28 protein-coding genes and 1 tRNA gene are annotated in these 26,180 nt (G+C 52.0%); 12 read left to right on the forward strand and 17 right to left on the reverse strand.

The window, feature by feature from the left end; genetic code table 11:
* Window positions 1-712: 712 nt before the first annotated feature.
* Complete coding sequence (locus tag J4E70_RS10225) at window positions 713-1,105, reverse strand: nuclear transport factor 2 family protein (protein WP_213889103.1); 393 nt, start codon at window positions 1,103-1,105, stop codon at window positions 713-715.
* 542 nt (window positions 1,106-1,647) lie between these two features.
* On the opposite strand from J4E70_RS10225, the gene J4E70_RS10230 reads away from it, so the two are divergent.
* On the forward strand, window positions 1,648-1,827 hold the full coding sequence (locus J4E70_RS10230; protein ID WP_213889104.1) for a hypothetical protein: 180 nt from the start codon (window positions 1,648-1,650) through the stop codon (window positions 1,825-1,827).
* A 448-nt stretch (window positions 1,828-2,275) separates the two neighbouring features.
* Here the strand turns inward: J4E70_RS10230 and J4E70_RS10235 are convergent, their stop codons facing one another.
* The 4 genes from J4E70_RS10235 to J4E70_RS10250 form a co-directional block, all read right to left on the reverse strand.
* Window positions 2,276-2,578 (reverse strand): hypothetical protein, encoded by a 303-nt coding sequence (locus tag J4E70_RS10235; RefSeq protein WP_213889105.1) that lies wholly within the window; start codon window positions 2,576-2,578, stop codon window positions 2,276-2,278.
* A 369-nt stretch (window positions 2,579-2,947) separates the two neighbouring features.
* Window positions 2,948-3,037: transfer RNA gene (locus J4E70_RS10240), tRNA-Ser, on the reverse strand.
* Window positions 3,038-3,284: 247 nt separating this feature from the next.
* Window positions 3,285-4,382, reverse strand: coding sequence for a redox-regulated ATPase YchF (ychF, locus tag J4E70_RS10245; protein ID WP_213889444.1), 1,098 nt, complete (start codon window positions 4,380-4,382; stop codon window positions 3,285-3,287).
* 80 nt (window positions 4,383-4,462) lie between these two features.
* Window positions 4,463-5,293, reverse strand: coding sequence for a PhzF family phenazine biosynthesis protein (locus J4E70_RS10250; RefSeq protein WP_247077550.1), 831 nt, complete (start codon window positions 5,291-5,293; stop codon window positions 4,463-4,465).
* A 177-nt stretch (window positions 5,294-5,470) separates the two neighbouring features.
* On the opposite strand from J4E70_RS10250, the gene trpA reads away from it, so the two are divergent.
* Complete coding sequence (gene trpA, locus J4E70_RS10255) at window positions 5,471-6,262, forward strand: tryptophan synthase subunit alpha (protein ID WP_213889109.1); 792 nt, start codon at window positions 5,471-5,473, stop codon at window positions 6,260-6,262.
* A gap of 3 nt (window positions 6,263-6,265) precedes the next feature.
* Here trpA and J4E70_RS10260 read toward each other — a convergent pair whose 3' ends face one another.
* Both J4E70_RS10260 and J4E70_RS10265 read right to left on the reverse strand, forming a co-directional pair.
* Window positions 6,266-6,721 carry a MarR family winged helix-turn-helix transcriptional regulator gene (locus tag J4E70_RS10260; RefSeq protein WP_213889110.1) on the reverse strand — a complete coding sequence of 152 codons (456 nt, stop codon included), beginning with the start codon at window positions 6,719-6,721 and terminating at the stop codon, window positions 6,266-6,268.
* Window positions 6,714-7,820: an Acg family FMN-binding oxidoreductase gene (locus J4E70_RS10265; protein ID WP_213889112.1), complete on the reverse strand. Its 1,107-nt coding sequence runs from the start codon at window positions 7,818-7,820 to the stop codon at window positions 6,714-6,716. The genes J4E70_RS10260 and J4E70_RS10265 overlap by 8 nt, the downstream gene beginning before the upstream one ends.
* Before the next feature lie 156 nt (window positions 7,821-7,976).
* Between J4E70_RS10265 and J4E70_RS10270 the strand changes: the two genes are divergently transcribed.
* From J4E70_RS10270 to J4E70_RS10300, 7 genes are all read left to right on the forward strand, one after another.
* Window positions 7,977-9,140 carry an alpha-hydroxy acid oxidase gene (locus tag J4E70_RS10270; protein WP_213889115.1) on the forward strand — a complete coding sequence of 388 codons (1,164 nt, stop codon included), beginning with the start codon at window positions 7,977-7,979 and terminating at the stop codon, window positions 9,138-9,140.
* A gap of 202 nt (window positions 9,141-9,342) precedes the next feature.
* A complete protein-coding gene (locus J4E70_RS10275) occupies window positions 9,343-10,005 on the forward strand; it encodes a 50S ribosomal protein L25/general stress protein Ctc (RefSeq protein WP_213889116.1) in 663 nt (220 codons plus the stop codon).
* A 212-nt stretch (window positions 10,006-10,217) separates the two neighbouring features.
* Window positions 10,218-10,892, forward strand: a complete 675-nt coding sequence (gene pth, locus J4E70_RS10280) for an aminoacyl-tRNA hydrolase (RefSeq protein WP_213889118.1) — start codon at window positions 10,218-10,220, stop codon at window positions 10,890-10,892.
* Window positions 10,889-11,944: a DUF2332 domain-containing protein gene (locus tag J4E70_RS10285; protein ID WP_213889120.1), complete on the forward strand. Its 1,056-nt coding sequence runs from the start codon at window positions 10,889-10,891 to the stop codon at window positions 11,942-11,944. The genes pth and J4E70_RS10285 overlap by 4 nt, the downstream gene beginning before the upstream one ends.
* Window positions 11,945-11,999: 55 nt before the next feature.
* Complete coding sequence (locus J4E70_RS10290) at window positions 12,000-13,163, forward strand: serine hydrolase domain-containing protein (RefSeq protein ID WP_213889121.1); 1,164 nt, start codon at window positions 12,000-12,002, stop codon at window positions 13,161-13,163.
* Window positions 13,164-13,219: 56 nt separating this feature from the next.
* On the forward strand, window positions 13,220-13,594 hold the full coding sequence (locus J4E70_RS10295; protein ID WP_213889123.1) for a DUF2237 family protein: 375 nt from the start codon (window positions 13,220-13,222) through the stop codon (window positions 13,592-13,594).
* Between the two features lie 199 nt (window positions 13,595-13,793).
* Window positions 13,794-14,726 carry a carbon-nitrogen hydrolase family protein gene (locus J4E70_RS10300; RefSeq protein ID WP_213889125.1) on the forward strand — a complete coding sequence of 311 codons (933 nt, stop codon included), beginning with the start codon at window positions 13,794-13,796 and terminating at the stop codon, window positions 14,724-14,726.
* Window positions 14,727-14,792: 66 nt separating this feature from the next.
* On the opposite strand, the gene trpB is transcribed toward J4E70_RS10300, so the two are convergent.
* The 6 genes from trpB to cmk all read right to left on the reverse strand — a co-directional run bounded on the left by trpB (window position 14,793) and on the right by cmk (window position 20,033).
* A complete protein-coding gene (gene trpB, locus J4E70_RS10305) occupies window positions 14,793-16,022 on the reverse strand; it encodes a tryptophan synthase subunit beta (protein WP_213889126.1) in 1,230 nt (409 codons plus the stop codon).
* On the reverse strand, window positions 16,019-16,672 hold the full coding sequence (locus J4E70_RS10310) for a phosphoribosylanthranilate isomerase (protein WP_213889127.1): 654 nt from the start codon (window positions 16,670-16,672) through the stop codon (window positions 16,019-16,021). The genes trpB and J4E70_RS10310 overlap by 4 nt, the downstream gene beginning before the upstream one ends.
* Before the next feature lie 31 nt (window positions 16,673-16,703).
* Window positions 16,704-17,054 (reverse strand): lipopolysaccharide assembly protein LapA domain-containing protein, encoded by a 351-nt coding sequence (locus J4E70_RS10315; RefSeq protein WP_213889129.1) that lies wholly within the window; start codon window positions 17,052-17,054, stop codon window positions 16,704-16,706.
* A 6-nt stretch (window positions 17,055-17,060) separates the two neighbouring features.
* The gene (gene ihfB, locus J4E70_RS10320) at window positions 17,061-17,342 is read right to left on the reverse strand and encodes an integration host factor subunit beta (protein ID WP_213889133.1); all 282 of its coding nucleotides are present in this window, start codon (window positions 17,340-17,342) and stop codon (window positions 17,061-17,063) included.
* Window positions 17,343-17,624: 282 nt separating this feature from the next.
* On the reverse strand, window positions 17,625-19,304 hold the full coding sequence (gene rpsA / locus J4E70_RS10325) for a 30S ribosomal protein S1 (RefSeq protein WP_213889134.1): 1,680 nt from the start codon (window positions 19,302-19,304) through the stop codon (window positions 17,625-17,627).
* A 108-nt stretch (window positions 19,305-19,412) separates the two neighbouring features.
* Window positions 19,413-20,033 carry a (d)CMP kinase gene (gene cmk / locus J4E70_RS10330; protein ID WP_213889139.1) on the reverse strand — a complete coding sequence of 207 codons (621 nt, stop codon included), beginning with the start codon at window positions 20,031-20,033 and terminating at the stop codon, window positions 19,413-19,415.
* A gap of 42 nt (window positions 20,034-20,075) precedes the next feature.
* On the opposite strand from cmk, the gene J4E70_RS10335 reads away from it, so the two are divergent.
* The 3 genes from J4E70_RS10335 (at window position 20,076) to J4E70_RS10345 (ending at window position 22,265) form a co-directional block, all read left to right on the forward strand.
* Window positions 20,076-21,125 carry an AraC family transcriptional regulator gene (locus J4E70_RS10335; protein WP_213889140.1) on the forward strand — a complete coding sequence of 350 codons (1,050 nt, stop codon included), beginning with the start codon at window positions 20,076-20,078 and terminating at the stop codon, window positions 21,123-21,125.
* A 129-nt stretch (window positions 21,126-21,254) separates the two neighbouring features.
* Window positions 21,255-21,734: a YHS domain-containing (seleno)protein gene (locus J4E70_RS10340; protein ID WP_213889141.1), complete on the forward strand. Its 480-nt coding sequence runs from the start codon at window positions 21,255-21,257 to the stop codon at window positions 21,732-21,734.
* Window positions 21,735-21,809: 75 nt separating this feature from the next.
* Window positions 21,810-22,265 carry a MarR family winged helix-turn-helix transcriptional regulator gene (locus J4E70_RS10345; RefSeq protein WP_213889144.1) on the forward strand — a complete coding sequence of 152 codons (456 nt, stop codon included), beginning with the start codon at window positions 21,810-21,812 and terminating at the stop codon, window positions 22,263-22,265.
* A gap of 53 nt (window positions 22,266-22,318) precedes the next feature.
* Here the strand turns inward: J4E70_RS10345 and aroA are convergent, their stop codons facing one another.
* From aroA to metK, 4 genes are all read right to left on the reverse strand, one after another.
* A complete protein-coding gene (gene aroA, locus J4E70_RS10350; RefSeq protein ID WP_213889146.1) occupies window positions 22,319-23,665 on the reverse strand; it encodes a 3-phosphoshikimate 1-carboxyvinyltransferase in 1,347 nt (448 codons plus the stop codon).
* A 127-nt stretch (window positions 23,666-23,792) separates the two neighbouring features.
* Window positions 23,793-24,509 carry a tRNA (guanosine(46)-N7)-methyltransferase TrmB gene (trmB, locus tag J4E70_RS10355; RefSeq protein WP_213889147.1) on the reverse strand — a complete coding sequence of 239 codons (717 nt, stop codon included), beginning with the start codon at window positions 24,507-24,509 and terminating at the stop codon, window positions 23,793-23,795.
* 8 nt (window positions 24,510-24,517) lie between these two features.
* A complete protein-coding gene (gene queF, locus J4E70_RS10360) occupies window positions 24,518-24,982 on the reverse strand; it encodes a preQ(1) synthase (RefSeq protein ID WP_213889149.1) in 465 nt (154 codons plus the stop codon).
* 16 nt (window positions 24,983-24,998) lie between these two features.
* Window positions 24,999-26,180, reverse strand: coding sequence for a methionine adenosyltransferase (metK, locus tag J4E70_RS10365; RefSeq protein ID WP_213889153.1), 1,182 nt, complete (start codon window positions 26,178-26,180; stop codon window positions 24,999-25,001).

A 26,180-nucleotide genomic window follows, 5' to 3' on the forward strand; every position in this document is an offset into this window, starting at 1 on the left:
ATCAATGTTTGGCTCAGGCAATACAACCGGATAAGACCACATCACGCATTGAACATGCGCCCGCCAGTGCTTGAAACCTTATTAGAGAAAACGAAAATTACTGGTACTGAAATTGGGGGCTAGACAACCGATTTAACGCTGATACTATTGCTCAAGAAGGGGAGTATGGGACTGGCGGTAGCGGAGTACCTACAGCACAATCTAGGGTTCTTGAGTTGGTCTTCTTTCTCGCGACAATCCAAGAGCCGACGTAATCGAGCTGTCCGTCATCAGGGATAATGGTCTTAAGAGCTGCTTGAGCTAATAGAGTATCTGGCCTATCTGGTTGGATTGATTATGCAGCAGTCTTGCGGTGTTGCAAGCGCGGGGCTTCGATGGTCTATCGTTTAATCCTTTCTCGTTGTTTCAGAATGGCTTGGCCCTTTCCGCGTCTCAGCAGTCGACATTCTCACCACCTCAGAAATTCTGCATCTCACCCGCTCGTGTACTGGCGTGCTGGGTGCTGCTATGGTGCTATGTCGGTACGTGACCGGCGTGCTGCGTCGGTATTTTTCTGAACGGCATGCACAGCGCCGCGTTAGCGGCTGTCAGGCGTCATTTATATTTAAGGGAGTCCGACATCGCCGAATGGCGGCTTTCGGACAGATCACTAGATAGCGCGTCTGCACTATCGCAAGCACACAAGAATGTGCCTGCGCAGTCCAAAATGTGGCTACTTGCCTTCGGCCTGCCGTCCATAATCCTCAGCATCAAACCACCCGCGAGAAGCCTTTACCTTGAGGTCGTCACCAACTTCCCATTCTTCCCATCCCCGAATGTTCAGCGGATTTCCACTGGCTGCATCGTGCCCTGTGAATGTCCAAACGAAAATCACATGAGTTCCAGCACAACGCACATCATCACAGGTGAGCGTCAAATCTGGGACATCCGCATAAAAGCCTGCAGCCATATCCTGAACGCGCGACCGACCACTCCATGGATCGCCATTGTTTATAATGATTTCGCCGTCTTCTGCGTAGAAAGAGGCCACCGCCTCTGCGGACTTAGAGTTCCAAGCTGCAGTATAGTCTGCCGCCATCTTGGCCACTGCTTGCGCATCAATCATTGCCTCACCTTTCCCAATTAATATACCCGCATCATGACATGTAGCCTTCATTCGTCCAGTGCAATTTGCCGCGTTTTATTAGTATTTCCCCCGATAGCCGCCATTCGATACATAAGAGAAAGCAGGTCTTCTGCAGACCGGTCGTCCGAGGCATTCTGTCAGAAATCAGCGGCGCTGAGTGCCTCCTGTGGTGCGTGTTTGCAGTTTTTTGCTGATACGGCATACCCAACACCGCGTGTGTTGGTGTGGGCCGCGTTAGCGGCTGTGAGGAATGTACTCAAACATCGTTAGAGTGTGTCGGTGAGGCCGTGTGTATTGGGCTTGGACGTATGACTGTTATGCGGGACTTTGCTGCCATTCATAGCAGTTGGATATCTCGATTAGGTTCGGGTCAGGGTCACGTAAATAAATTGAGCGTATTTTATCCTCAGCACCTATTTGATCGACAGGTCCTTCCATGATCGTTATCGCCATTGTATCGGCGCCATCGGTACGACCAGGCTTTATGAAAGCTCCAACATAATGATAAGGTAGACGACCCAATGACCGAACGTTACGAACGCCACCGCCAAGCTTGGACACATGAGGAAATTCAAAAGCTGCATATGCTGGTGTCAAAGGGGATGAGTTTAAAGGCTATTGCCAAAGCTCTCACGCGTTCTGAGGAATCGACTAAGAATAGAGCAAAACAAGACAAGCTGAAAATTCAAAAAATGCGCTAATTCCTGACGCTCGGCTCATCACAAGAGCTTCTTTCGTGCCAGCGTCCGGCTGATTGATATTGTTCGCCGACCTCAGTGCTTCTTTTCGAACGTATTTGCACGATGTACTTTGACGATTGCCACACTTGACTAGGTATGGCGCAAAGGCGAGCTAGGATTTGCATGGAGTCAAACTACCAAGAATGCGATTGAGCGCGCGCTAGTAGGGGGAGGTGCAACCTCTCAAGTCATCAGAACGGGACCGGCGCGGGTAGTCACTTTTTTACGTGTGCAGTTGAAAGGCAAAATCAAGACACTTTTCCGAAGCGTTAACGCGCGAGGCATGGGGCCTTACCATGAATTTTCAAATTGGCACGAAGTTTGGTTGTATTCTAGCGTGGCACATTTGTTCAATATATAAAGCTTCTTATTAGCCATGCAAATATCCGCCATCAAATACGGTTGAGGATTAGCAGTAGACGGTTTCAGCCCCATCATTGACCCGACAAGCCCCATCAACAACCTGAAGGACGGCTTCTATGAAATCAGGATCTCTTGAGAGGAGGCGGTAATTCATCCCCGCAACTGACGCTTGTGCGGGTTGGACACCTAAACCCAACACCTGAACAACATCGTTAACTAGATAACCTGCCATAAAAGCAATCGCAGCGGTTGCATAAATTCGTTTCATAACTTGCCTTTCATATCCAATGATCTTGTCAGTATATTTGGTAAAACACTTCAATGCTGCATCTGTCTTTTTTCCTTTCACGAGCGTGAACGTTTCGTTGCTTCTTGACACATGCCAATAAGAGCGATTGTTGCCGCAAGGATAGTGTTCTTAAGCATATTCTGTCCTTATTGAAATTATCGCTGCCAAAACCAGCGTCGTGGCGCAGGCCTTTGATCCGTCAAGAGGTTTTGGGTCGCGCAGTGACACAGCTGTGGTTCATCGTCTAACCGCACTCAACATGCCCTTGCTCGAACTGGTAGTATTCATCTCTTTCGTTCTATGTTGCTTCCGCAAACCCTTTCCGCTCATTACCCACGAATTACAGAATTAAGTGGGGGACAATACGGGGGATAGATAGTCATCGAGTCACTATTTATTAAATAATATCAATAACATATAATATTTTAGTGGCGGAGACGAAGGGATTCGAACCCTCGAGACCCTTCCGGGCCTACTCCCTTAGCAGGGGAGCGCCTTCGACCACTCGGCCACATCTCCGCCGATGCGTATATTTGCACGAAGCCGTGGTTGCAACATGGTTTTGATGATCTGACGCGCTTATCCTGAGAAAATCTTAAACAGCTTCCTCAGACCTACTTGTTTTGATGGATGCATTGATTGGCACTCGTCGGCGCGGAACGTGCGACGTTGGTGGCAAACATTTCTGCAAGCAGACTAAGCGCCATCAAACGAACGAAAAAACGCAAAAACCCCTGCTCCTTGGCGTCAAAGTCATTCTTAGGAATTAGGCGTTGAACAGGAAATGCAGCACATCGCCGTCTTTAACTTCGTAGCCTTTACCTTCAACACGCATTTTTCCGGCGTCCTTGGCACCCTGCTCGCCTTTTAATGCCACAAAATCGTCAAAGGCGATGGTTTCCGAACGGATAAATCCGCGTTCAAAATCCCCGTGGATGACACCAGCAGCTTGTGGTGCCAGGGTGCCGCGCCTGATGGTCCAGGCGCGCGCCTCTTTCGGACCGACCGTGAAATAGGTTTGCAGCTCGAGTAGCTCGTAGCCAGCCCGGATTAACCGGTCCAGACCAGCTTCGTGTAGTCCCATTTCTTCAAGAAACATGGTGGCTTCTTCTGGGTCCAACTGGCTTATTTCTTCTTCAATCTGGGCCGAAATAACCACATGAGCAGCACCCTGCTCTGCCGCCATTTTCGCAACTTTTTCAGAGTGCTCATTCCCCGTTGCGGCAGAGTCTTCGTCAACGTTGCAGACAAAAAGTATCGGCTTCGTCGTCAGAAGCTGTAGCGTGTTCCATGCTTTAAGGTCGTCCTTATCCACCTCTACGGTGCGGGCCGGATTGCCGTCTTCCAGCACAGCCAAAGCCTGACGCAGCAGGCGCTCTTGCTGGACCGCGTCCTTATCGCCACCTTTTACCTTACGAACAATGTTTTGCAGGCGGCGTTCGATTGATTCCATATCCGCAAGCATAAGCTCGGTCTCGATGGTTTCCGCGTCTTCAACCGGATCGACCCGGCCTTCAACGTGGGTGACATCGCCGTCTTCAAAACACCGCAGCACATGTGCAATGGCGTCAACTTCCCGAATGTTTGCAAGAAACTGGTTTCCAAGCCCTTCGCCTTTTGAGGCACCTTTCACGAGCCCCGCGATATCGACAAATGTCATTCGGGTCGGGATGATTTGCTTTGACCCGGCGATACCAGCGAGTGTTTCAAGCCGTGAGTCGGGTACGCCAACCTCGCCGACGTTCGGCTCGATTGTGCAGAACGGGAAGTTCGCCGCCTGTGCGGCGGCGGTTTTTGTCAACGCATTGAACAATGTCGACTTACCTACATTAGGCAGGCCAACGATCCCCATTTTGAAACCCATATCGTTCACGTCCTTGCTTGCATTCATCCAAACTCGGACGCATCTACGAAATAAGCGCTACCGGGGTCAACGCAAATAGATCAATTGTTGATAACACGCGTCTGCCCGGCAACGTTAACAGACTGCCCTTTGCCCGGGTTGGGATCGACGATAAGCCGCGACGGCACACCCATATCTACACCCTGATGCACCGTAAATGGCTCTGTAACCTGCGCGCTGTCACGCATGTAACCGGCCAGTGCCGCGGCAGCGGCACCCGTTGCCGGGTCTTCGTAGACTCCATGACCCGCAAAGGGGTTCCGGCTGTGGATGGTATTAGCATTTTCGCGCCAGACCAGATTGATTGTGACAAGGCTATGCGCCTGCATCAGCGCAGCACCCTTGTCGAAATCATATTTCATGCCCTTAAGCGCCTCGTGTGTCGCCAAAGGTATCAGCAAATGCTCCGCACCGCCGTTGATGCGCGCCATATCCAGAGATGGATCAATATCCGCTTCCGTCCAACCAAATAGTGCGAGCGCGTCAGCACGCAGGTCCGGCTCAACATCTCTGTAAGACGTGTTGGGAGAAACGAGCCGTGCACTCCAGGCACCATCTTCCTCAAAGGCTTCGACGGTTATCTCAGTGTCATTCAATGTTAAAGCATACTTACCAGCGCCATTGGTTTTCCCAAGCTCCGCGCCCAGCGCGATTGTTGCATGACCGCAAAACGGCACTTCGGCTTCTGGCGCAAAGTACCGCACCCGGAACCCACCTTTTTGCGGGGCTGCAAAAACGGTTTCCGAATAACCGACTTCTGCAGCCACCTCCTGCATTTGATCTGCCGTGGGTAACTCATTTGTCAGGACTACACCTGCCGGGTTTCCACCTTTTCCATCTGATGAAAAGGCAGCACGTCGTTCTACTTTCACTTTGAATTCCTTTTTCTGCTTTGCACAGAAGTAGAAACACCGCGTTTCATGTTCAAATTGCAATTTTTGATAAGAAGTATTGCGATTGCTTAGATTAGCCAAAGATTTTTGTCGGAATACCATTGAAATTCACTAAAAGCTCGCGCAAACCCTGTTGAAAGATATTGAGGGACTCCCATGACACGGATTGATCAGAAATTCTCTGAATTACGTAAAGCAGGCAAAAAAGCTTTTGTGACGTATGTCATGGCAGGTGACCCGAACTACGAAACGTCGCTTGAGATTGTCAAAGGCCTGCCTGCTGCCGGCGTTGATGTTATTGAACTGGGCATTCCTTTCACTGACCCTATGGCAGATGGACCCACGATCCAGTTTGCAGGGCAGCGCGCCCTTGCTGCGGGCATGACACTTGAACGCACGCTTCAGCTTGCGCGCGACTTTCGCAAAACCGACAATGAAACGCCAATTGTTCTTATGGGGTACTACAACCCGATCTATAATCGTGGCGTTGACAAGTTTCTGGTCGATGCGAAAGCTGCTGGTATCGACGGCATGATTGTCGTCGATCTGCCCCCAGAGGAAGATGGAGAGCTTTGCATTCCGGCGCAGGCCGCAGGAATGAATTTCATTCGCCTCGCGACACCTACAACCGATGACAAACGCCTACCGAAAGTGCTGCAAAACACGTCTGGTTTCGTCTACTACGTTTCTATAACCGGCATCACAGGCGCGGCCGAGGCAGAGGCAGCGAATGTTGGCCCCGAGGTTGCACGCATCAAAGCGAAAACAGATTTGCCTGTAATCGTTGGTTTTGGCATCAACACTCCTGAAAAATCCGAAGCTATTGCACGCATTGCCGACGGTGCTGTTGTTGGCTCTGCGATCGTGAAGCGAATTGGCGATGGCGACTCTCCAGCTGACGTTCTGGCATTTATTAAATCGCTCGCTGATGGGGCGCACCGCGCCTAAGCTTCAGTCTTTAGCATCTCGGTCTTCGTCTAAAAGTTCTCGTAGCTCCTGAAGCAATGGCAGCACCTCTGCCAACCGTTCCGCAGGTATTTTCCGAGAAACTCTTTCGAAAACTGGAATTGCAGTGGCTATTGCCACCTTACGAAACGAGCGCCCTTCCTCTGTCAGCCAGACTTGTTTTGACCGCTTGTCCTTTGGATTTGGGCGCATCTCTGCCAATCCGTGTTTGACCAGCCCAGCCAATGTATGTGTCATCGTGGTCTTTGGAACCTGAAAGGCGCGAGCCAGAGCGAGTGGCGTACCACCATCTCCAACCCTCACCAAATGGTTGATCACTGTGAAATGCGACATCAGTAAACCTGCTGGCAAACGCGCCTCTAGCCCTGCAGAAACAAGTTGGTCAAGTATACCGATTTCCGTGAAAAACGAAAAGTAAGTCGCTGTCTGTTCTTTATCCATTCAACATCCGTGTTTCGAGCGGCCAGCGCGGGGATTGCGCCACATCAGGACCGTATCCCAGGCGCCCAAGCATTTGAACTGTTTCTCCCGGCTCGGTAAGTATCTCGTGGATATGCGTGTAATGCTCGGCCATTTCTGGGTATTCCTGCAAGGCTTGGCTGACAGGATGCAGGGAAAGCCCTAAACCCGTGGTCGCAAGATTCAACCGAACCCAGCGGCGCCCGGCGTCAATCTGGTCTCTCCGCGTATTTTGACCGGTTTTGATAACGGCATAAGCCGGGGACGCCATTGCAATATCGCGAAACATCTCCTGCGTCGTCGCGAACTGTTTGCTGGACGGGTCACGCTGCCCGTCCCGTGTTACAGCCCCGAAAGCGACCAGGGTTTCCACCAGTGGGCCGCCCAAGGATATGCCGTCAGGATTGGCGTTGATTTCTGCCTTACCAAGACGAAGCAAATCAATGCTTTCGCTGAGGGTCCGGGGTGTTTCGGACTCAACCTTCATGGCCTGCCAAGTCAGTTCGCGAATTTCCACAACACGTTCAAGTTGGGTAATGATCTCACCATATCCTGAAAGCGCGTCCACTATTTCACCAGGAACAGGGGTATCGGCAAACGGTTTTCGACAGGTTCTACGCCCCAGTATTTGCGAGAATAGTAGGTCTTTTTGCGCGCCCTCGCTAAAATCAGCAATCGCAACTGGCCCGTCTTCGCCTTCAGGATAAATCTTTAAGTCCACTGCAAAGCCGCGTTCTGCAGCAGCAATTCGCATCAGCTCCAGAAAGCAACCAAGCCCGATGACAAGTTGACGCTGAAAAGGGTCGGTGTGTTCCAGCTCTCGTGTCGTGTCCCGGTAAAGAACGATTCGATTTTCACCTTTAAGGTCGACCAACCAAGGTTGGCGGTTATGCGGGTTTGGCGCAAGGATCGCATAAGACAATGCGAAATGGCGGATGTCTTCATATCCTCCTGCCCGCTCCCAGGGCATCAGGGCCTTATCTGGCCTTCGTGTTGCGGCGAATCCACCCGCTGCTGAACCTGCGGCCAGAATAATCCCGCCTCCGATAAGGGCTAGTGTTCTACGTCGTGATAGGGTCATCTCAACCTCCATTAGTACGATATCGCACTATTAAGTTCGAAATCGTACTAATTCAACCCCTTTGTTATTTTGATCGCAAAAATTACATAAAACTTGCAGGTTTTTTGCTTGATTGGTAAACGGCGCTTACCAAAATCAGCCACAAAGGCCAGCCGCATGCCCATCATCACAAATATCGAAGACCTGAAACGCATCTATAAGCGTCGCACACCCAAGATGTTTTACGACTATGCAGAATCAGGCAGCTGGACCGAACAAACCTTTCGCGAAAACACCTCTGATTTTGAAAAGATCAGGCTACGCCAGCGGATCGCCGTCGACATGTCCGGACGCACAACAGCTACCCAAATGATTGGGCAGGATGTTTCCATGCCCGTCGCGCTGGCCCCTGTTGGGTTGACTGGCATGCAATGCGCTGACGGCGAAATCAAGGCCGCCCGCGCGGCAGAGAAATTTGGCGTTCCTTTCACACTTTCCACAATGTCGATCTGCTCGATCGAGGATGTGGCGGAAAACACAACCGCACCATTCTGGTTTCAGGTCTATACGCTGCGGGATGACGATTTCATGCGCAATCTGGTTGATCGCGCGAAGGCGGCGAAATGCAGTGCGCTCGTTATTACGGTCGACCTTCAAATATTGGGACAACGCCACAAAGACCTTAAGAACGGCCTTTCCGCGCCACCCAAGCTGACAGTTAAATCAATTGCCAACATGATGACCAAGGCGCATTGGGGGCTTGGGATGCTTGGCACCAAACGCCGTTTCTTTGGAAATGTTGTCGGGCACGCAAAGGGCGTTTCTGATCCGTCTTCGCTTGCATCCTGGACGGCCGAGGCGTTTGACCCAACGCTTGACTGGAAAAAGATCGCGAAGATCAAGAAAATGTGGGGCGGCAAGGTGATCCTTAAGGGTATTCTGGATGCCGACGACGCCCGTATGGCGCTTGAAGTTGGTGCAGATGCAATTATCGTTTCCAACCACGGTGGACGGCAACTAGACGGTGCAATTTCTTCGATCCGCGCCCTGCCCTCGATACTTGAGGCGGTTGGTGACAAGATTGAAGTTCACTTAGACAGTGGAATTCGCTCTGGTCAGGACGTTTTAAAAGCCTGCGCATTGGGGGCGAAGGGTACATATATTGGCCGTGCCTTTGTCTATGGTCTTGGCGCAATGGGCGAAGCCGGTGTGACAAAGGCGCTTGAGGTGATCCACAAAGAGCTTGATACCTCGATGGCGCTCTGCGGTCATCGCGACCTGAAAGACGTCGGACGCGACGTACTGCTGGTTCCAGAGGACTTTGAAGGCCGCTGGGTGTAGCAACACATAGCCGGAAGGCCGTTCCCTGTATGACATACGCGCGTATTTTGCAGAACTTTGTTCCAAAATCCACGCCAAAGCTGACCTGATCGACCAAATTGGCGATTTGGCCTCTTTCCAAGGGCTTCCGAGTCGTCTATACGCGCGGCTTCACGCGGGCATACACCCTTGGAGGATGACCGCATAACCTAGGAGAATAACCATGGCTGGAGAGATCCCAGATCTTAACGCTACGGTACGCACGGGGACAGGCAAGGGGGCCGCTCGCAAATCTCGCCGCGAAGGCAACGTACCTGGCATCGTATACGGCGGCGGCACTGATCCGCTCCCGGTTGAAGTACCGTTTAACGTACTGTTCACAAGGCTAAAACAGGGCCGGTTCCTGTCAACATTGTTCAACCTTAAAGTTGACGGTCACGACGACGTTCGCGTTATCTGCCGTAACGTTCAACGTGATGTTGTTAAAGACCTGCCGACACACCTTGATCTGCTGCGTCTGCACCGGAACACCAAAATCGCACTGTTCATTCATGTTGATTTCATTAACGAAGAGGAAGCTCCTGGCATTAAACGCGGTGGCGTTCTGACCGTTGTGCGCCCGGAAGTAGAGCTTTTGGTGACTGCTGGCGATATTCCTGAGAAGCTGACCGTCGATCTGACTGGCCTTGATGTTGGCGATACAGTGACAATTTCCGACATCGATCTGCCAAAGGGTGCCAAGGTAACCATCGACCGTGATTTTGTGATTGCGAACATCTCTGCTCCATCCAGCCTGCGCTCTGCAGATGACGAGGATGAAGACGAAGGTGAAAGCACTGAAGTCGAAGCGGATGAGGAAAGCACCGAAGAGGCTGCTGAAGAATAAAAGCACCGCTTTTGTTTCGAATATTCGCGCGGGGCCATTGGCCCCGCGTTTGCATTTAATGGTTTCCTCAGCTTTTCGCGGGTAAATAAAATCCAAACACTTTTCGATGCTCGTCACCTTGCCTGGCACTTGCAACAAGTTGAGCATTTGATTCTTCTTCAGGCTTACCCTGCCTCTGGCTTCCCCATGGCAAAGCCGCTAAAACGAGCCCCATGAAACTCTTTGTTGGCCTTGGAAATCCGGGCGCGAAATACGCGCGAAACCGACACAATATCGGTTATATAGCTGTTGAACGTATCGCCGAAGAACACGGGTTCAGCCCCTGGCGCAAAAAATTTCAGGGCCAAGTTTCAGAAGGGCGGCTTGGAAACGTAAAAATCGTTCTGCTGAAACCAGAAACCTTCATGAACCTTTCAGGTCAATCCGTTGGCGAGGCGATCCGGTTTTACAAAATCGCGCCGGAAGATGTTATTGTTTTTCATGACGAACTTGACCTTGCACCCGGCAAGCTGCGTGTAAAGCAGGGTGGTGGACACGCCGGGCATAACGGCCTGCGCTCATTGCATCAGCACATTGGTGACGCGTATGAACGTGTGCGCCTTGGCATTGGGCATCCCGGCCACAAAGACAGGGTTGCTGGCTACGTCCTGCATGATTTTGCCAAAGCAGATGCAGCGTGGCTGGACGATCTTATCAGCGGTTTGGCAGAGGCTGCTCCGATGCTCGCCGCTGGCGACAGCAGCAAGTTTCTGAACGCAGTGGCGCTCAGGCTTTCCCCGCAACGAAAGAACAACAAGCCGGAATCAAAACGATCTGAAGCGCCAGAAAAACCAGAAGTTCAGAAGCAAAAATCTCCGTTTCAACGCTTGTTGGATAAGTTTTCTTGAGCTTTCATGAAACAGCACATTTTCAAGCGGACGCCTGCGATGCGCTTGGATCTCCATTTACCGCGACGCTGTGTCGTATCTTCGCGGATTTACCAACGAACGCCGGCGCGGTTGCCCAAAAATTATCGAGCTGGCCCGGTGATCCTTCTGCGCGAGGTGGCGCTGTCGCACTGCGGCTTGCCGGTGCGCTACACGCACTGGTGCTGCTTGAGCGTCACCCCGCCCTAGTGGCCCAATATCCCCCGCATCATGACCTAACAAACATTGTGTCGCTTCGCGCCGCTGTTCATTCAGCTCTCATTGATGAAGAAGCTTTCATTCTTCAGTGGCTTAAGTCCCCGCCCCAAACCAACGAAGTACGCCGATCCAGCGCTTTGATCCCAGCGTTCCATACATTGGCCAGCAAACTTGACATGCCCTTTGTGCTGTCCGAACTTGGGGCAAGTGCCGGTCTTAATATGATCTGGGATCAGTTCGCGCTTTCAATTGGAGATCATACATGGGGTGATCCGCAAAGCCCGGTTCAGCTTAACCCTGACTGGAGCGGCTCGCTGCCCCCGAAGACTGAAATCAGAATCCAAAACAGAGCGGCCTGTGATCAGGCTCCGCTCTCTCCAGATAACCCAGATGATCGACTTCGACTGTTGGCCTACACTTGGCCAGACCAATCTGAGCGTATGCAAAGAACCAAAGCCGCGCTAGCCATGGCCGCAACTGGTGGCTTTAATGTAGAGCGTGCGGATGCAGCAGACTGGCTCGAAACAAGGTTAAAGACCTCGTGCTCAGGCTCCCTACATATCGTCTACCATTCGATCTTTTGGCAATACTTGCCAAAGGAGACAGCGAACCGGGCATCCAGTCTTTTGAAGACAGCAGGAAATCGCGCAACACGCGCAGCCCCACTTGCTTGGCTGCGGTTGGAGCCCGATGTGCATAACGATGGCGCTGCGATCACCCTGACACTATGGCCGAGCGGCCAGACTGTAACGTTAGGGCGTGCCGATTTTCACGGTCGCTGGGTTAGATGGGCCGGTCTGACGTCGCCGAAATAGCGTTAAGGCAGGCATTTCCAACTCGTGCAATTCGTTTCTTCAAAAGGAGGAGACCATGTCCCGAAAATTCAAAATCGCGCTAAAAGCATTGCTGGTTTTGCTGGTCGTTCTTGCCGCGGCAGCGCTTTGGAAGCGTGACGAAATTGCCCGCCTTATTGCCGTCAACGCCTTATTTTCTGAAGAAAAAATAGTATCAAACTTCAGCAATATGGATGCCGCGTTCTTAACCGTTGATGTGCCGCGCGGCGATGGCCCGGCAAGCCTTCTGCCTAAAGGGACGCCTGCAAGCTTACCACCCGGGATAGAAGATTGGGTCAAAGAACGGCAGGTGACGTCGCTTGTTGTTCTAAAAGATGGAAAAATCGTTTTCGAAGACTACTATCTTGGCACATCTTCTGACGATCTACGTATCTCATGGTCTATTGCCAAAAGTTTTCTTTCAGCGCTGATAGGCTTGTTGGTTGAGGATGGGTCAATCCGTTCCCTTGATGCCCAAGTAACCGACTATGCCCCTTTGCTGATGGGGTCCGCTTACGAAGGTGTAACCATCCGAAATGTCCTGCAAACGTCAAGTGGAGTGAAGTTTGACGAAGATTATCTGGACTACAACTCCGATATTAATCGCATGGGTCGGGTCATTGCATTGGGGCAGGCGCTTGATAGTTTTACCGCGAAACTTGTTGAACGAATTTCCGAACCCGGTGCCGCGTGGAAGTATGTTTCGATCGACACCCATGTAATCGGTATGGTGATCCGTGGTGCAACAGGGCGTTCCATTCCTGACTTGCTATCGGAACGCATTATTATCCCCATGGGGGTTGAGAGGACGCCCTTCTACGTCACCGATGGGGAGGGTGTTGCCTTTGTACTTGGCGGATTAAACATGACCACACGCGACTATGCGCGACTTGGGTTAATGTACGCCCAGAAGGGTAAAATCGACGGGCAGCAAGTTGTGCCCAGCGCTTGGGTCGAAGAGTCAACTGCGGCTACTGCGCCGACTACGGAGGATGAATATGGTTATGGATATCAATGGTGGATACCCAAGGACGCCACTCCCGGTGAATTTATGGCACGCGGCATTTACGGCCAGTACCTTTACATCAATCAGCGGCGCGGCATTGTAATCGCCACAAGCGCTGCTGACCGAAGTTTCCGGGATACAGGCGTAGACGACCAGAACGTTGCATTGTTTCGTTTAATCGCGGAAAGCCTTTAGCAAAAGCTTGCGCGTTTCTAACCCTGACTTATGCTTACACTAGGAAGAGTGGTGTGATGGAGAAAGATCCTTCGATAAATGTATTGGGCGGCAAGCTAGAGCCGTGTTCCTTTGCACCTGCCACAGGATATTTCCGGGATGGTCACTGCAACACTTGTGCGCAGGATCAGGGTAGCCACACGGTCTGTACAATTGTCACAGCAGAGTTTTTAGCGTTTTCAAAATATCTTGGAAACGACCTGTCCACGCCGCGTCCTGAATTCGGCTTTGCAGGGCTGGAACCCGGGGACCAATGGTGTTTATGTGCCAGCCGGTTTTTGCAGGCGCATGACGAAGGGTGTGCCCCAAATGTGGTTCTCAAGGCGACCCATCGGCGCGCACTTGCAATCGTTCCGCTTGATATTCTGGAGTTTTACGCTGCGTCAAAATGAATTTCCTCATTCCTCAAATCGCGCATTTACAGATTTAACGCGTTACCCCTCGATCATTTAAACTAATCAGATCAAGAATTTAAACCAACACAAGCGTGTTTGTTGAGTAATCCTTGCCGACAGTTGAAAAATAGATGCTGCGAACCCAGCGCTTTCTGGTAACATTTTCGTGATAATTGAGCTGAGTTAGGGAAAATCTATGAAAGTATCCATTGTTCAACAGCCTCCGGTATACCTCAAGTTAGAAAAATCATTGGAAAGAGCGGTTGAACTTGTCGCGCAATCTGCAAAGCAGGGATGCGAGATGGTCGTGTTCCCGGAAACATGGCTTCCCGGATATCCAACGTTTGTCTGGAGACTTTCGCCAGGTGCCGGGATGGGCAAAACAGATGAACTGTTTGCGTTGTCTCTGGCAAATTCGGTTGACCTGAGTAAAAACGGCCTGGCGCTCTTGCAAGAAGCTGCAAAAGAACACGGCGTTGTTATTGTCATCGGCTATCAGGAGGTTGATGGCTCACTCAGTGGCAGCACCCTGTTCAACAGCTGCGCGATTATAGACGCTGACGGCAAACTGGTGAACAACCACAGGAAACTAATGCCAACAAATCCGGAGCGGATGGTTTGGGGTTTTGGTGACGGATCTGGCCTGAATGTTGTAGAGACCGCCGTTGGCCGGGTTGGCGCATTGATCTGCTGGGAAAACTTCATGCCCTTGGCGCGCTTCGCGCTCTACGCTCAGAACATTGATATCTATGTTGCCCCAACGTGGGACAGCGGCGAAACTTGGCTATCCACCATGCAGCATATCGCACGCGAAGGTGGCTGTTGGGTGATCGGTTGCGCAACCGCGCTTGAAGCAAAAGACATCCCAAAGGACATTCCGTACCGAGAAGAGCTTTTCCCGAATAATGATGAATGGGTGAACCCAGGCGATGCCGTAGTTTACAAACCCTTTGGCGGTATCGCCGCCGGACCAATGCATCAGGAAAAAGGGCTGCTTATTGCCGAAATCGACGTTAGCGCAGCACGCGCTTCCCGAAGGAAATTTGATGTCAGTGGCCACTACGCGCGCCCGGACGTCTTTACCCTGAACGTAAACCGTCAAAAACAAACGCCTGTGACGTTCAGTTAGAACCTGTAACTGTATCGTCGTGCAGTAAGCGCCCAGCCCATGATTCGAAAGGCAGGGTTCTAAAACTCAGTCACCATCGTTCATCTCAATCCCAAGCGCTTTGGCGACAGTGAAGATGTCTTTGTCACCCCGGCCACACATGTTCATGATGATGATATGATCCTTGGGCAGTTCAGGCGCAATTTTCATCACATGTGCCAGCGCATGGCTCGGCTCGAGCGCCGGAATGATGCCTTCCTGCTCGCAACAGAACTGGAACGCTTCCAGCGCTTCTTTGTCGGTGATTGAAACGTATTGGGCGCGGCCTATGTCATGCAGCCATGAATGTTCTGGGCCAATGCCGGGGTAATCAAGACCGGCCGAAATTGAGAACCCTTCGAGGATTTGACCATCATCATCCTGTAACAGATAAGTTCGATTGCCATGCAGCACGCCCGGGCGGCCACCTGTAAGCGACGCGCAATGTTCCATCTTGGCGTTCACGCCTTTGCCACCGGCCTCTACCCCGATGATGTTCACATCTGTGTCGTCGAGGAAGGGATAGAACAATCCCATTGCGTTAGACCCGCCACCAATCGCTGCGATAAGCGTGTCGGGCAGTCGACCCTCTTGCTCCTGCAACTGCTCCTTCGCTTCCTTGCCGATGATAGACTGGAAATCGCGGACCATCGCCGGGTATGGGTGCGGCCCTGCAACAGTACCGATGCAATAGAAGGTATCGCGCACGTTGGTAACCCAGTCCCGCAGCGCGTCATTCATCGCGTCCTTGAGCGTACCACGACCAGAGGTAACAGAGATAACCTCTGCGCCAAGCAGCTTCATGCGGAACACATTAGGCGCCTGACGTTCGACATCGTGCGCACCCATATAGACAATGCATTTAAGGCCGAAGCGGGCGCAGACGGTCGCTGTCGCAACCCCATGCTGCCCAGCGCCAGTTTCAGCGATAATACGTGTCTTTCCCATTCGTCGAGCCAGTAGAATCTGACCCAGAACGTTGTTGATCTTATGCGCACCGGTATGGTTCAGTTCGTCCCGCTTGAGATAAATTTTTGCGCCACCCAGCGCCCCTGTCAGACGTGGTGCAAAATAGAGCGGGCTTGGGCGACCAACATAGTGCTTCCAGAGATCATCCATCTCGGCCCAGAAACTATCATCCGTTTTTGCCTTTTCATATTCGGCCTCAAGATCAAGGATCAGCGGCATCAGCGTTTCAGAAACGAAGCGCCCGCCAAATTTGCCAAAGCGGCCATTTTCGTCGGGACCGCTCATGAAACTGTTGAAAAGGTCATTCATGTCTTCTCTCCTCTCGCGGCCTTAATAAAATCCGCGATCAATCTCTCGTCCTTTACCCCCGGCGCCGTTTCCACGCCCGAAGCTACATCTACCTGTTTCGCGCCCGTCATGCTGATTGCCTCGGCAACATTCAATGGGGTCAAACCCCCGGCAAGCATCCATGGCACAGACCAGCGCTGCCCGGCGATCAGCCGCCAGTCAAACGAAAGTCCGTTGCCACCCGGAAGTTCCGCCTCTTTGGGAGGTTTCGCGTCTATCAGCAATTGATCGGCGATTTTACTAAATTCAGAAATAGCCGCAAGATCACCCTCATCTGCGACCCCAATAACCTTCATGACAGGCAAACCATAACGGGCACGAATCTCGGCAACACGTTCTACACTTTCAGAACCGTGCAACTGCAACATATCAAGTGGAACACGTCCAACGATGTCATCCAGAAACGCGTTGTCAGCATTTACGGTCAGGGCCACTTTGGCAATGCCAAGCGGCACATCAACGGCCAGCGACCGGGCATCATCCACGCTAATGTAGCGGGGAGATTTAGAAAAAAAGTTAAATCCGACATAGGCCGCGCCAGCCTTAGCTGCGGCAGCGACATGGGCCGCATCGCGCAGCCCGCAAATTTTGACTTTGATCTCAGATACCATAGGGGCGGTCTAGCGCGTTGTGGCAGCCGCCTCAAGTACCGTCCTCTAGCAAGGCCAGAACATCGTCTTTGCCGCTATTCTTTTCAGAACGCAGACGCGATACTTCCTGAGCCAGCTTTGACGCCTCGCGCTTGGCCCGTGCGGCTTCTGCGCGCTGCTTATGCTCACGTATCCATTCCCAGACGAAGCCAATCAATAGGCCCGCAACGATGCCACCGAAAATTACCAGAAACAGCGGAAGCTCAATCACTTTGCTGTAGCCAATTAACGAGGCGAGTTCATCAGGCAACAAGCGTAGAGTCACCGCATCGCGATTTGCGAGCGCGACAGTGATCAGGCAAATTCCAAGGATTGCCAAAAAAGCGTAGCGAAAATAGCGCATAGGTTCTTATTTTCCGTTCAGACGGTCGCGAAGCAACTTTCCTGTCTTAAAGAACGGGACGTATTTTTCTTCAACCGAAACCGATTCACCAGTGCGCGGATTGCGACCAATACGTGCATCACGTTTTTTGACAGAGAAGGCGCCGAAGCCGCGCAATTCGACCCGGTCGCCGTTGGCCATGGCCTCGATAATCTCTTCGAAAATGGTGTTTACGATGCGCTCTACGTCACGTTGGTAGAGATGTGGATTTTCATCAGCAATTTTTTGGACCAGCTCCGAACGGATCATCCCTTGTATCCCCCATGTATAGGACTTGCGCAATTTTGGCAGCGCGATTTCTTTCTGAGACTATATGAAATTTCCTTAAAGTGAGAAACTATTTGAGAAACTTCCACAGAAAAAACCCCGGATTCCCGGTATTTAAGGGTTAAAAAGCCACTCTGGCACACGCCGAGGCGACGCCAGTCGCGCTGAGACGCAGAAAAATCTGCTCCGCGTCTGATTGATTCGCACAAAAAAACGGCCCCGACACAATGCGGGGCCGTTTCTAATTCCAGGTTCAGAATAGTGTTATTCGTCGCCTTTAAGTGCGGCACCAAGAATGTCGCCCAAAGATGCGCCAGAGTCAGAAGAACCATACTGTTCAACTGCTTCTTTCTCTTCAGCGATTTCGCGGGCTTTGATCGACAGGCCCAGACGGCGCGATTTTGCATCAACGTTGGTTACACGAACGTCGACCTTATCACCTACGCCAAAACGCTCTGGGCGTTGTTCAGAGCGGTCACGCGACAAGTCGGAACGACGAATGAAGGATTTCATGCCTTCATATTCAACCTCGATGCCACCGTCTTCGATTGCGGTCACTTCAACAGTGATGATCGAACCGCGTTTAACGCCATCGGTTGCGCCTTCAAATGGATCTTCGCCCAGTGCTTTGACCGAAAGGCTGATACGTTCTTTTTCAACGTCAACTTCGGTTACAACTGCCTTGACGACATCACCTTTGTGGTAGTCGCCAATCACGTCTTCGCCCCGACCTTCCCAAGTCAAGTCAGAGAGGTGAACCATGCCGTCGATGTCGTTTTCAAGGCCAATGAACAAACCGAACTCGGTGATGTTCTTGACTTCGCCTTCAACTTCTTTCCCAACCGGGTTGTTTTCAGCGAAGACTTCCCATGGGTTACGCATGGTTTGTTTGAGGCCAAGCGAAACGCGGCGTTTGCTGCTGTCGATTTCCAGAACCATGACTTCAACCTCTTGCGAGGTAGACACGATTTTGCCCGGATGAACGTTCTTTTTCGTCCAGGACATTTCTGAAACGTGAACCAGACCTTCAACACCTGGCTCCAGCTCAACAAATGCGCCGTAATCAGTAATGTTTGTCACGCGACCTTTGTGCACAGACTCAAGCGGGAATTTCGCGGCAACCGCATCCCATGGATCATCCTGCAGCTGTTTCATGCCAAGGCTGATACGGTGAGTTTCTTTGTTGATCTTGATGACTTGAACCTTAACGGTTTCACCAATCGCCAGAATCTCGGACGGGTGATTCACCCGACGCCATGCCATATCGGTAACGTGAAGCAGACCATCAACACCGCCGAGGTCAACAAATGCACCGTATTCGGTGATGTTTTTAACAACACCGTCAACTGAATCACCTTCGGCCAGCTGACCGATAACTTCAGCGCGCTGTTCGGCACGTGATTCTTCGAGGATCGCGCGACGTGAAACAACGATGTTGCCACGGCGGCGATCCATTTTCAAAACCTGGAATGGCTGCTTCAGACCCATCAGCGGGCCTGCGTCACGCACGGGGCGCACATCAACCTGACTACCAGGCAGGAACGCAACTGCACCGCCAAGGTCGACGGTAAAGCCACCTTTAACGCGGCCAAAGATCGCGCCTTCGACACGTTCTTCGTCTGCATATGCTTTTTCGAGGCGATCCCATGCTTCTTCGCGGCGGGCCATTTCACGGGAAATGACAGCTTCACCACGCGAGTTTTCGACCTGGCGAAGAAAGACTTCGACATCGTCACCAACAGCAATTTCAGGGGTTTCGCCAGGATTTGCGAATTCTTTAATATCTACGCGGCCTTCCATTTTGTAGCCGACGTCGATGATGGCCTGACCGGCTTCAATAGCGATCACTTTGCCTTTAACGACAGACCCCTCTTCGGGTGTGTCAATTTCGAAGCTTTCTTGTAGAAGGGCTTCGAACTCTTCCATAGAATTTGATTGAGCCATGTGGTCTCAGTTTCCTTTACATTTATTTTCTGGCCGTGCGGTTGTCTCCGCCGGTCTTTGGGTTTCAATTGGTCGATACAGTTGTTCACAAAACAATAAGGGCCGTGGTTAACCCCGACCCTGCTCGATCTTTTGTTTTACGGCGTGAACAGCCTTTTCGACAGCGGCGTCTATAGACAATTCTGACGTATCTAGCAAGAGCGCATCGTCAGCAGGGCGCATCGGGGCTGCTGCCCGCTCGCTATCGCGGGCGTCGCGGGCACGCAGGTCTGCAAGAACACTTTCGAACGTCACGTCGAGTCCTTTTTCGTTCAGTTCCGAAAAACGGCGCTCTGCGCGAACTTCATCACTTGCCGTGACATAAAGCTTCACCTCGGCCTCCGGGCAAATAACCGTGCCGATATCACGTCCATCTAACACCGCACCGCCCAATCGGCGTGCAAACGCCTTTTGAAAAGCAATCAAAGCTTTTCGAACCTCAGGATCAGCCGCAACTTTTGAGGCAGCTTGCGCAACTTCGGGTGTACGCAATTCTTCACCAGCCAAATCCTCAGGACGAAGGGTTTTCGCCGCTTTCACAGGGTCTTCACCCAAAAGCACCCGCCGTCCGGTTGCCCGGTACAAAAGCCCTGTATCGAGATGTGCAAAACCAAAACAGGCCGCGACGGCCATGGAGATCGTACCTTTTCCTGCGGCGGCAGGCCCGTCTATCGCTACGGTAAAACTCATTCTTGCTCCAAAACTCATGGGTTGCCGGGTAATCAGCCGCGTATGATCTGTCAAACGGAATACCGTTCACTTGTCAAATCGTCCAAAATTTCTGTCAGATCGTTCAGTCCGGCTTTGAACTCGGTTTCACAACCCTATCTCGCGGGTATGGACCCAATCAGTGATATTCTTTCGCATCTTGATTTTCGCGGGATGCTGTACTTTTCCACCCGGTTTTCTGGTAAATGGGGTGTGCATGTTCCTGCCGATGAATACGTGATCAGGTTTCATCTCGTTCTTCGTGGTACATGTCACGCCCGAATTGGCCGTTCTTCGGATCACTACACACTCAAACCTGGTGATTTCCTGATGATCCCCCGCGGCCAGGAGCATGACATCATGGGTGATCCACGATCCGCAACACCGCCGCTCGAGACCGTTCTTTCTGATGCGGGTTATTCGGGCACTGGCCCTCTTATCTATGGGCTTCAGGATCATGGGGAGCCGACGCGTATGCTGTGTGGGCATTTCGTGTTTGATACACCCCCAAAAAGGCAAAGCTTTTTAAACGCATTTCCTGACCAGATCATCGCCCGAAACTTACCGGACTATTCAAACGAATGGCTAATGACGACATTACTGCAACTAGAGCATGAAACGCAGGAGCAGGCACCAGGCCACGACGCCATTCTTCACCGAATGACTGAAATTCTGTTTGTTCAGGCCATTCGTGTTTGGATGAAGCAGCAAGATATACCAAAAGGTGTGCTTCTTGCGCTGGCTGATAAACAGATTTCAAAGGCACTCACGGCGCTACATGCAGCCCCCGAACAACCGTGGACCGTTGCAGAGCTTGGAACGATCGCGGGAATGTCACGTTCCGTCTTTGCACAACGGTTTCACCAGCTTACAAATACCACGCCGTTACGCTACCTGACAGAATGGCGTTTACAAAAAGCACGCAAACTGCTTGGGGCTGGCTCCCTTTCGGTCGAAAAAATCGCAGAAGGTGTGGGCTATCGTTCGGTCGCGTCTTTCAGCCGTGTCTATGCGCGTGAGTTTGGGGAAGGGCCGGGAAGTACGCGTCGTGCTGCGCTGCAACGGGTCGCCTGAACATCTCGTCGACCCTTCGGACGCATAGCAATATTTGCCGGATGCGCGGACATGGCGAGATAAGTCTGAAGCCCCATTTTCCTTCTGTCGGCACCATTAACCGACGAAAGTTAACTGAAGGATGAAATCATGAAAAGTTTTGTAATGGCTGCCATTGCGGCGTCCACCATGCTCACGGTCACCTCAGCATTTGCTGCAGATGAAATTAATGTTGCACCTGGCATTTCTGCTGCTGGCGCGCCTTTGGCTCTTCACGGCGCTGACCCTGTTGCTTTGCTCAACGGTGAAAAAGTTGCGCTCGGTTCCTCTTACCTTTCCGGAACTCACAACGGTGCATCTTACTACTTCACATCTCCTCAGAACGCTGGAGCATTCATGGAAAACCCAGCCCGTTTTGAGCCCCAGAACGGTGGATTTTGCACCTACGGTGTTTCCGTTGGTAAAAAGTTCGATGGCGACCCACGTCACTTTGTCGTCCACGATGACAAGCTTTTTGTCTTCCTGAACGCTGCGACACGTGATCTTTTCCTTGAAGATATTGATGGCACGATTGCCAATGCAGACGCACAGTGGGAAAAAATTCAGCATACTGCTGCTGCAGAGCTGTAAATTCAATCTCGGAAGGGGGCTACTCGGCCCCCTTTCTTGACATCCTGAATGTCATAATGGATTAGGGGATTCATTATGACACAAAAATCAGATCTCCTTTACGACCTCATCTTGCTTGCACGACCAATCCATCAACAGGTCGAAGCTGCAATCGCTGCGATGCTTTCCGAAACGACTGTGACAGTCCGAATGCGCGCCGTGCTAGAACAACTGGAAAACCTCGAAACCGCCACCGTTCCGCAAGTTGCAAAGCAACTCGGAATACAGCGGCAGTATGTTCAGGTCATGATGAATGAAGTCGAAGCTGCCGGGCTCGTGAAAAAACAAGTGAACCCGGCCCACAAACGTTCCGTTCTGTTTGAGCTTAGCAGCGCTGGAAAAAACGTAATCACCCAGATTCGAAAAGCTGAAATGGCCGTCGTCGAAAGCATTTCACAAGAGCTTACTTTTGATTCCGTCAACAAGGCGCATCAGGTCGCAGAGCACGTGCTGGAAGGGTTTCGCAACCTGAACGAAAGTCTAAAGGCCTAAGCCTGCTTTTGTGATTTTCTGAATCGTTGCGTCGGGCTTAATGACGTCTCTCTTCATGAATCTCGTGTGACGTTTGCACCAAGTGCAGCCATCAATGGCTCAAACACGGGAAAAGACGTTGCAATTGGTGCGCCATCATCAACCGAAACCGGATTTTGCGCAGCCATACCCAAACACATGAACGACATTGCAATCCTATGATCGAGGTGGCTTTTGCAGGTTGCGCCTCCCGGCACACCGCCCTGCCCCATTCCATGAACAATCAAAGTGTCTTCATCTTCTTCAATCGTTACACCACAGGCTTCCAACCCGCGTGCCATCGCATCGATACGGTCGCATTCTTTCACCCGCAGCTCTTTGACACCGCGCATCACGGTCGTACCGGTTGAAAGGGCAGCAACCACAGAAAGAATTGGATATTCGTCGATCATTGACGGCGCGCGTTCTGGCGGAACTTCGACACCTTTAGTCTCGCTTGCGCGCACCCTTAGATCTGCGACAGGCTCACCACCTTCTTCGCGCTCGTTTTCGAACGCTATATCGGCACCCATTTCAATCAAGGTCGTATAGAGCCCATTGCGCGTTGGGTTCAGGCTGACACCCGGAACGGTGATTTCAGAGCCCGGTACAATAACCGCCGCGCAAACAGGAAAAGCAGCAGAACTTGGGTCGCGAGGCACGGCAATGTCCTGCGGCGTCAGTTCCGGCTGGCCGGTGAGGGTAATCTTTCTGCCCTCATTTGTATCTTCGACGGTAAGTTCGGCCCCAAAGCCAGCAAGCATTCGCTCTGTATGGTCACGGGTTGCTTCCTTTTCGATCACGACTGTTTTTCCGGGCGCATTTAGCCCTGCTAGCAAAACTGCAGATTTCACCTGCGCCGACGGCATTGGTACAGTGTAGGTCACCGGTACAGGTTCCGCCGCTCCAACAATCGTCATTGGAAGCTTGCCGCCGTCACGCCCGTGGGCTTGCGCGCCAAAAAGTGCAATCGGGTCTGTCACGCGTCCCATAGGGCGTTTGTTAAGCGACGCATCGCCAGTGAATGTTGCGGTTATCGGCTGTGTTGCCATCGCCCCCACAATCAGGCGGACACCCGTTCCGGAGTTCCCGCAATCAATCACATTCTCGGGCTCAGCAAACCCGCCGACGCCAACACCGTGAACGGACCATTCTCCTGGGCCGTGCTGGCTGACCTCTGCCCCAAAAGCACGCATCGCTTTTGCAGTATCCAGCACATCCTCACCTTCAAGCAAGCCCGTGATACGCGTTTCACCAACAGCCATCGCGCCGAGGATCAGTGACCGATGCGAAATTGACTTATCACCTGGAACCTGTGCCACACCGCTCAGCGGGCCGCATTTCGATGACGTCATTGGAATTGGGGTGTCATGGCCGGACATGGGTATTTCCTTGAAAGCGCGAAGTACGCGCGGTGATAGCGCAAGCGCCCAAGGAGGTCCATCGGGTTTGGCACCAAGATTTTTACAAAAAATCTTGCCAAAATTCTTTACAAGAATTTTGTACCGGTCACTTGCGGCGGAATGTCAGGTAATGCGGTATGCGCCCTTCGCGTAGCGCTTTTTGCTCGTACCGGGTTGGAATCCAATCCGGCCAGGGCTTACGCCAATCGTCTGGTCCCTCCGCAAGCCACTCAAAATCGTTACGGGGCATCATCTGTTCAAGGGTTTGACGCACATAGTCCTGAATGTCGGTCGCGACCCGAAAGATCGCGCCCGGTTTCAGCACCCGCGCTAAAGGGTCAAGGTGCTCTGGCGTCACAAAGCGTCGCCTATGGTGGCGTTTCTTCGGCCATGGGTCCGGATAAAGCAGGAACGCTCGTGCGACTGATGCCTCCGGTAATACATCAAACATATCACGCACATCACCAGGGTGAATCGCGACATTGGGCACGTTTGCTTCACGGATTTTCCCGAGCAGCATCGCCACACCATTGATGTATGGCTCACACCCTATGATGCCAACATCAGCGTTTTGCTGTGCCTGATGCACCATATGCTCGCCACCGCCAAATCCGACCTCGAGCCAAAGCGGTTTGTCATCAAAAAGAGCTTTCAGATCAAGCGGGGTACGGTCCGGGTTTTCGTCCCAAGTAACCGGCCCAGGTGATAGCTTTGCGAGGTCTTCATTCAGATATGCTTTCTGGCTATCCCGCAGGTGCTTTCCCTTAAAGCGACCGTAAAAGTTTCGCCAAGGTGCACCATTCTTCCCATCGTTCTCAGACATAACGTCCCTCAGCCACGTCCGCGATAGGGCTGGACACCCTGATCCGGAATCCAGACCCCGTCGGGTGCTGGCCCGGTTTGCCAGAAGACATCAATCGGGATACCGCCGCGCGGGTACCAATAGGCCCCGATCCGAAGCCAAACCGGATCGAGAAGATCACCTAAACGTTTGCCTATGTCGATGGTGCAGTCTTCGTGGAAAGCGCCGTGGTTGCGAAAGGAAGTCAAGTAAAGTTTCAATGACTTTGATTCCACCAGCCAATCTCGGGGAACATAATCTATCACGATGTGCGCAAAGTCCGGTTGCCCCGTCATTGGGCAGATTGATGTAAACTCCGGTGCCGTGAAGCGAACAACATACTCTGTCCCGGAATGGCTGGCGGGTACTTTTTCAAGCACAGCTTCTTCCGGGTTTTTGGGTTGTTCGACTTCGTTGCCAAGTAGCGACAAACCAGACACATCCGTTTTTGCCAAGACAGTCTCCTTTGACCTAAACGGCTTTTTTCAAAAGATCGACGAGATCGGTTCGTTCCCAGCTAAACCCGCCGTCAGCATCAGGAATACGCCCAAAATGCCCATATGCCGCAGTGCGCTGATAAATTGGTTTGTTCAGCCCCAGATGTTGGCGAATACCCCTTGGTGTAAGGTCCATGCATTCTGCAACCGCCTTCTCAATCTCGGCCTCATGCACCTCGCCCGTGCCATGTGCATCAACATAGATAGACAAAGGTTTTGCAACGCCGATCGCGTAGGAAAGCTGCAACGTACACCGTTCCGCCATGCCCGCCGCCACAATATTCTTGGCTAAGTAACGCGCCGCATAGGCCGCAGACCGGTCTACCTTGGTCGGGTCTTTCCCGGAAAACGCACCCCCCCCATGCGGGGCCGCGCCACCATAGGTATCAACGATAATCTTACGTCCGGTCAGACCTGCGTCCCCATCTGGGCCGCCAATCACAAACGTACCTGTCGGGTTTACGTGCCATTCGGTTTCTGCTGTCAACCAACCATCCGGCAGTACTTCGCGAATATATGGTTCTACAATTTCGCGTATATCGTCCGAGGTTTGTGCCTCGTCAGAATGCTGAGTTGAGAGCACAACAGAGCCGATACCCACCGGCTTGCCGCCTTCATAGTGAACCGAGAGTTGGGATTTTGCGTCTGGACGCAATGTAGGTTCATTGCCTGATTTGCGCACCTCGGCAAGGCGGCGCAGAATTGCATGTGCATAGTGTATGGGGGCAGGCATAAGCTCTTCAGTTTCTCTGACTGCATAGCCAAACATAATACCCTGGTCACCCGCACCTTCGTCTTTATTATCAGCCGCATTCACGCCTTGCGCGATATGAGCGGATTGTTCGTGCAGGAGGTTTGTGACCTCAACAGTTTCCCAATGAAACTTTTCCTGCTCATAACCGATATCCCGGATGCAATCACGCGCGATCTGGTCAATCCGGCCCATACAATCTTTCAGTTTTGCCTGGTCCGACAGCCCAACCTCACCACCAATGACGACCCTGTTTGTTGTGGCGAAGGTTTCACAGGCGACACGCGCCTCGGGCTCTTCGCTTAGAAAAGCGTCAAGGACTGCATCTGAAATACGGTCGCAGACTTTATCTGGGTGGCCTTCTGAAACAGATTCAGAAGTAAAAATGTAGTTTTGGCGGGACAT

The organism is Pseudohalocynthiibacter aestuariivivens (assembly GCF_018457175.1).
GTDB classification, from domain to species: domain Bacteria; phylum Pseudomonadota; class Alphaproteobacteria; order Rhodobacterales; family Rhodobacteraceae; genus Pseudohalocynthiibacter; species Pseudohalocynthiibacter aestuariivivens.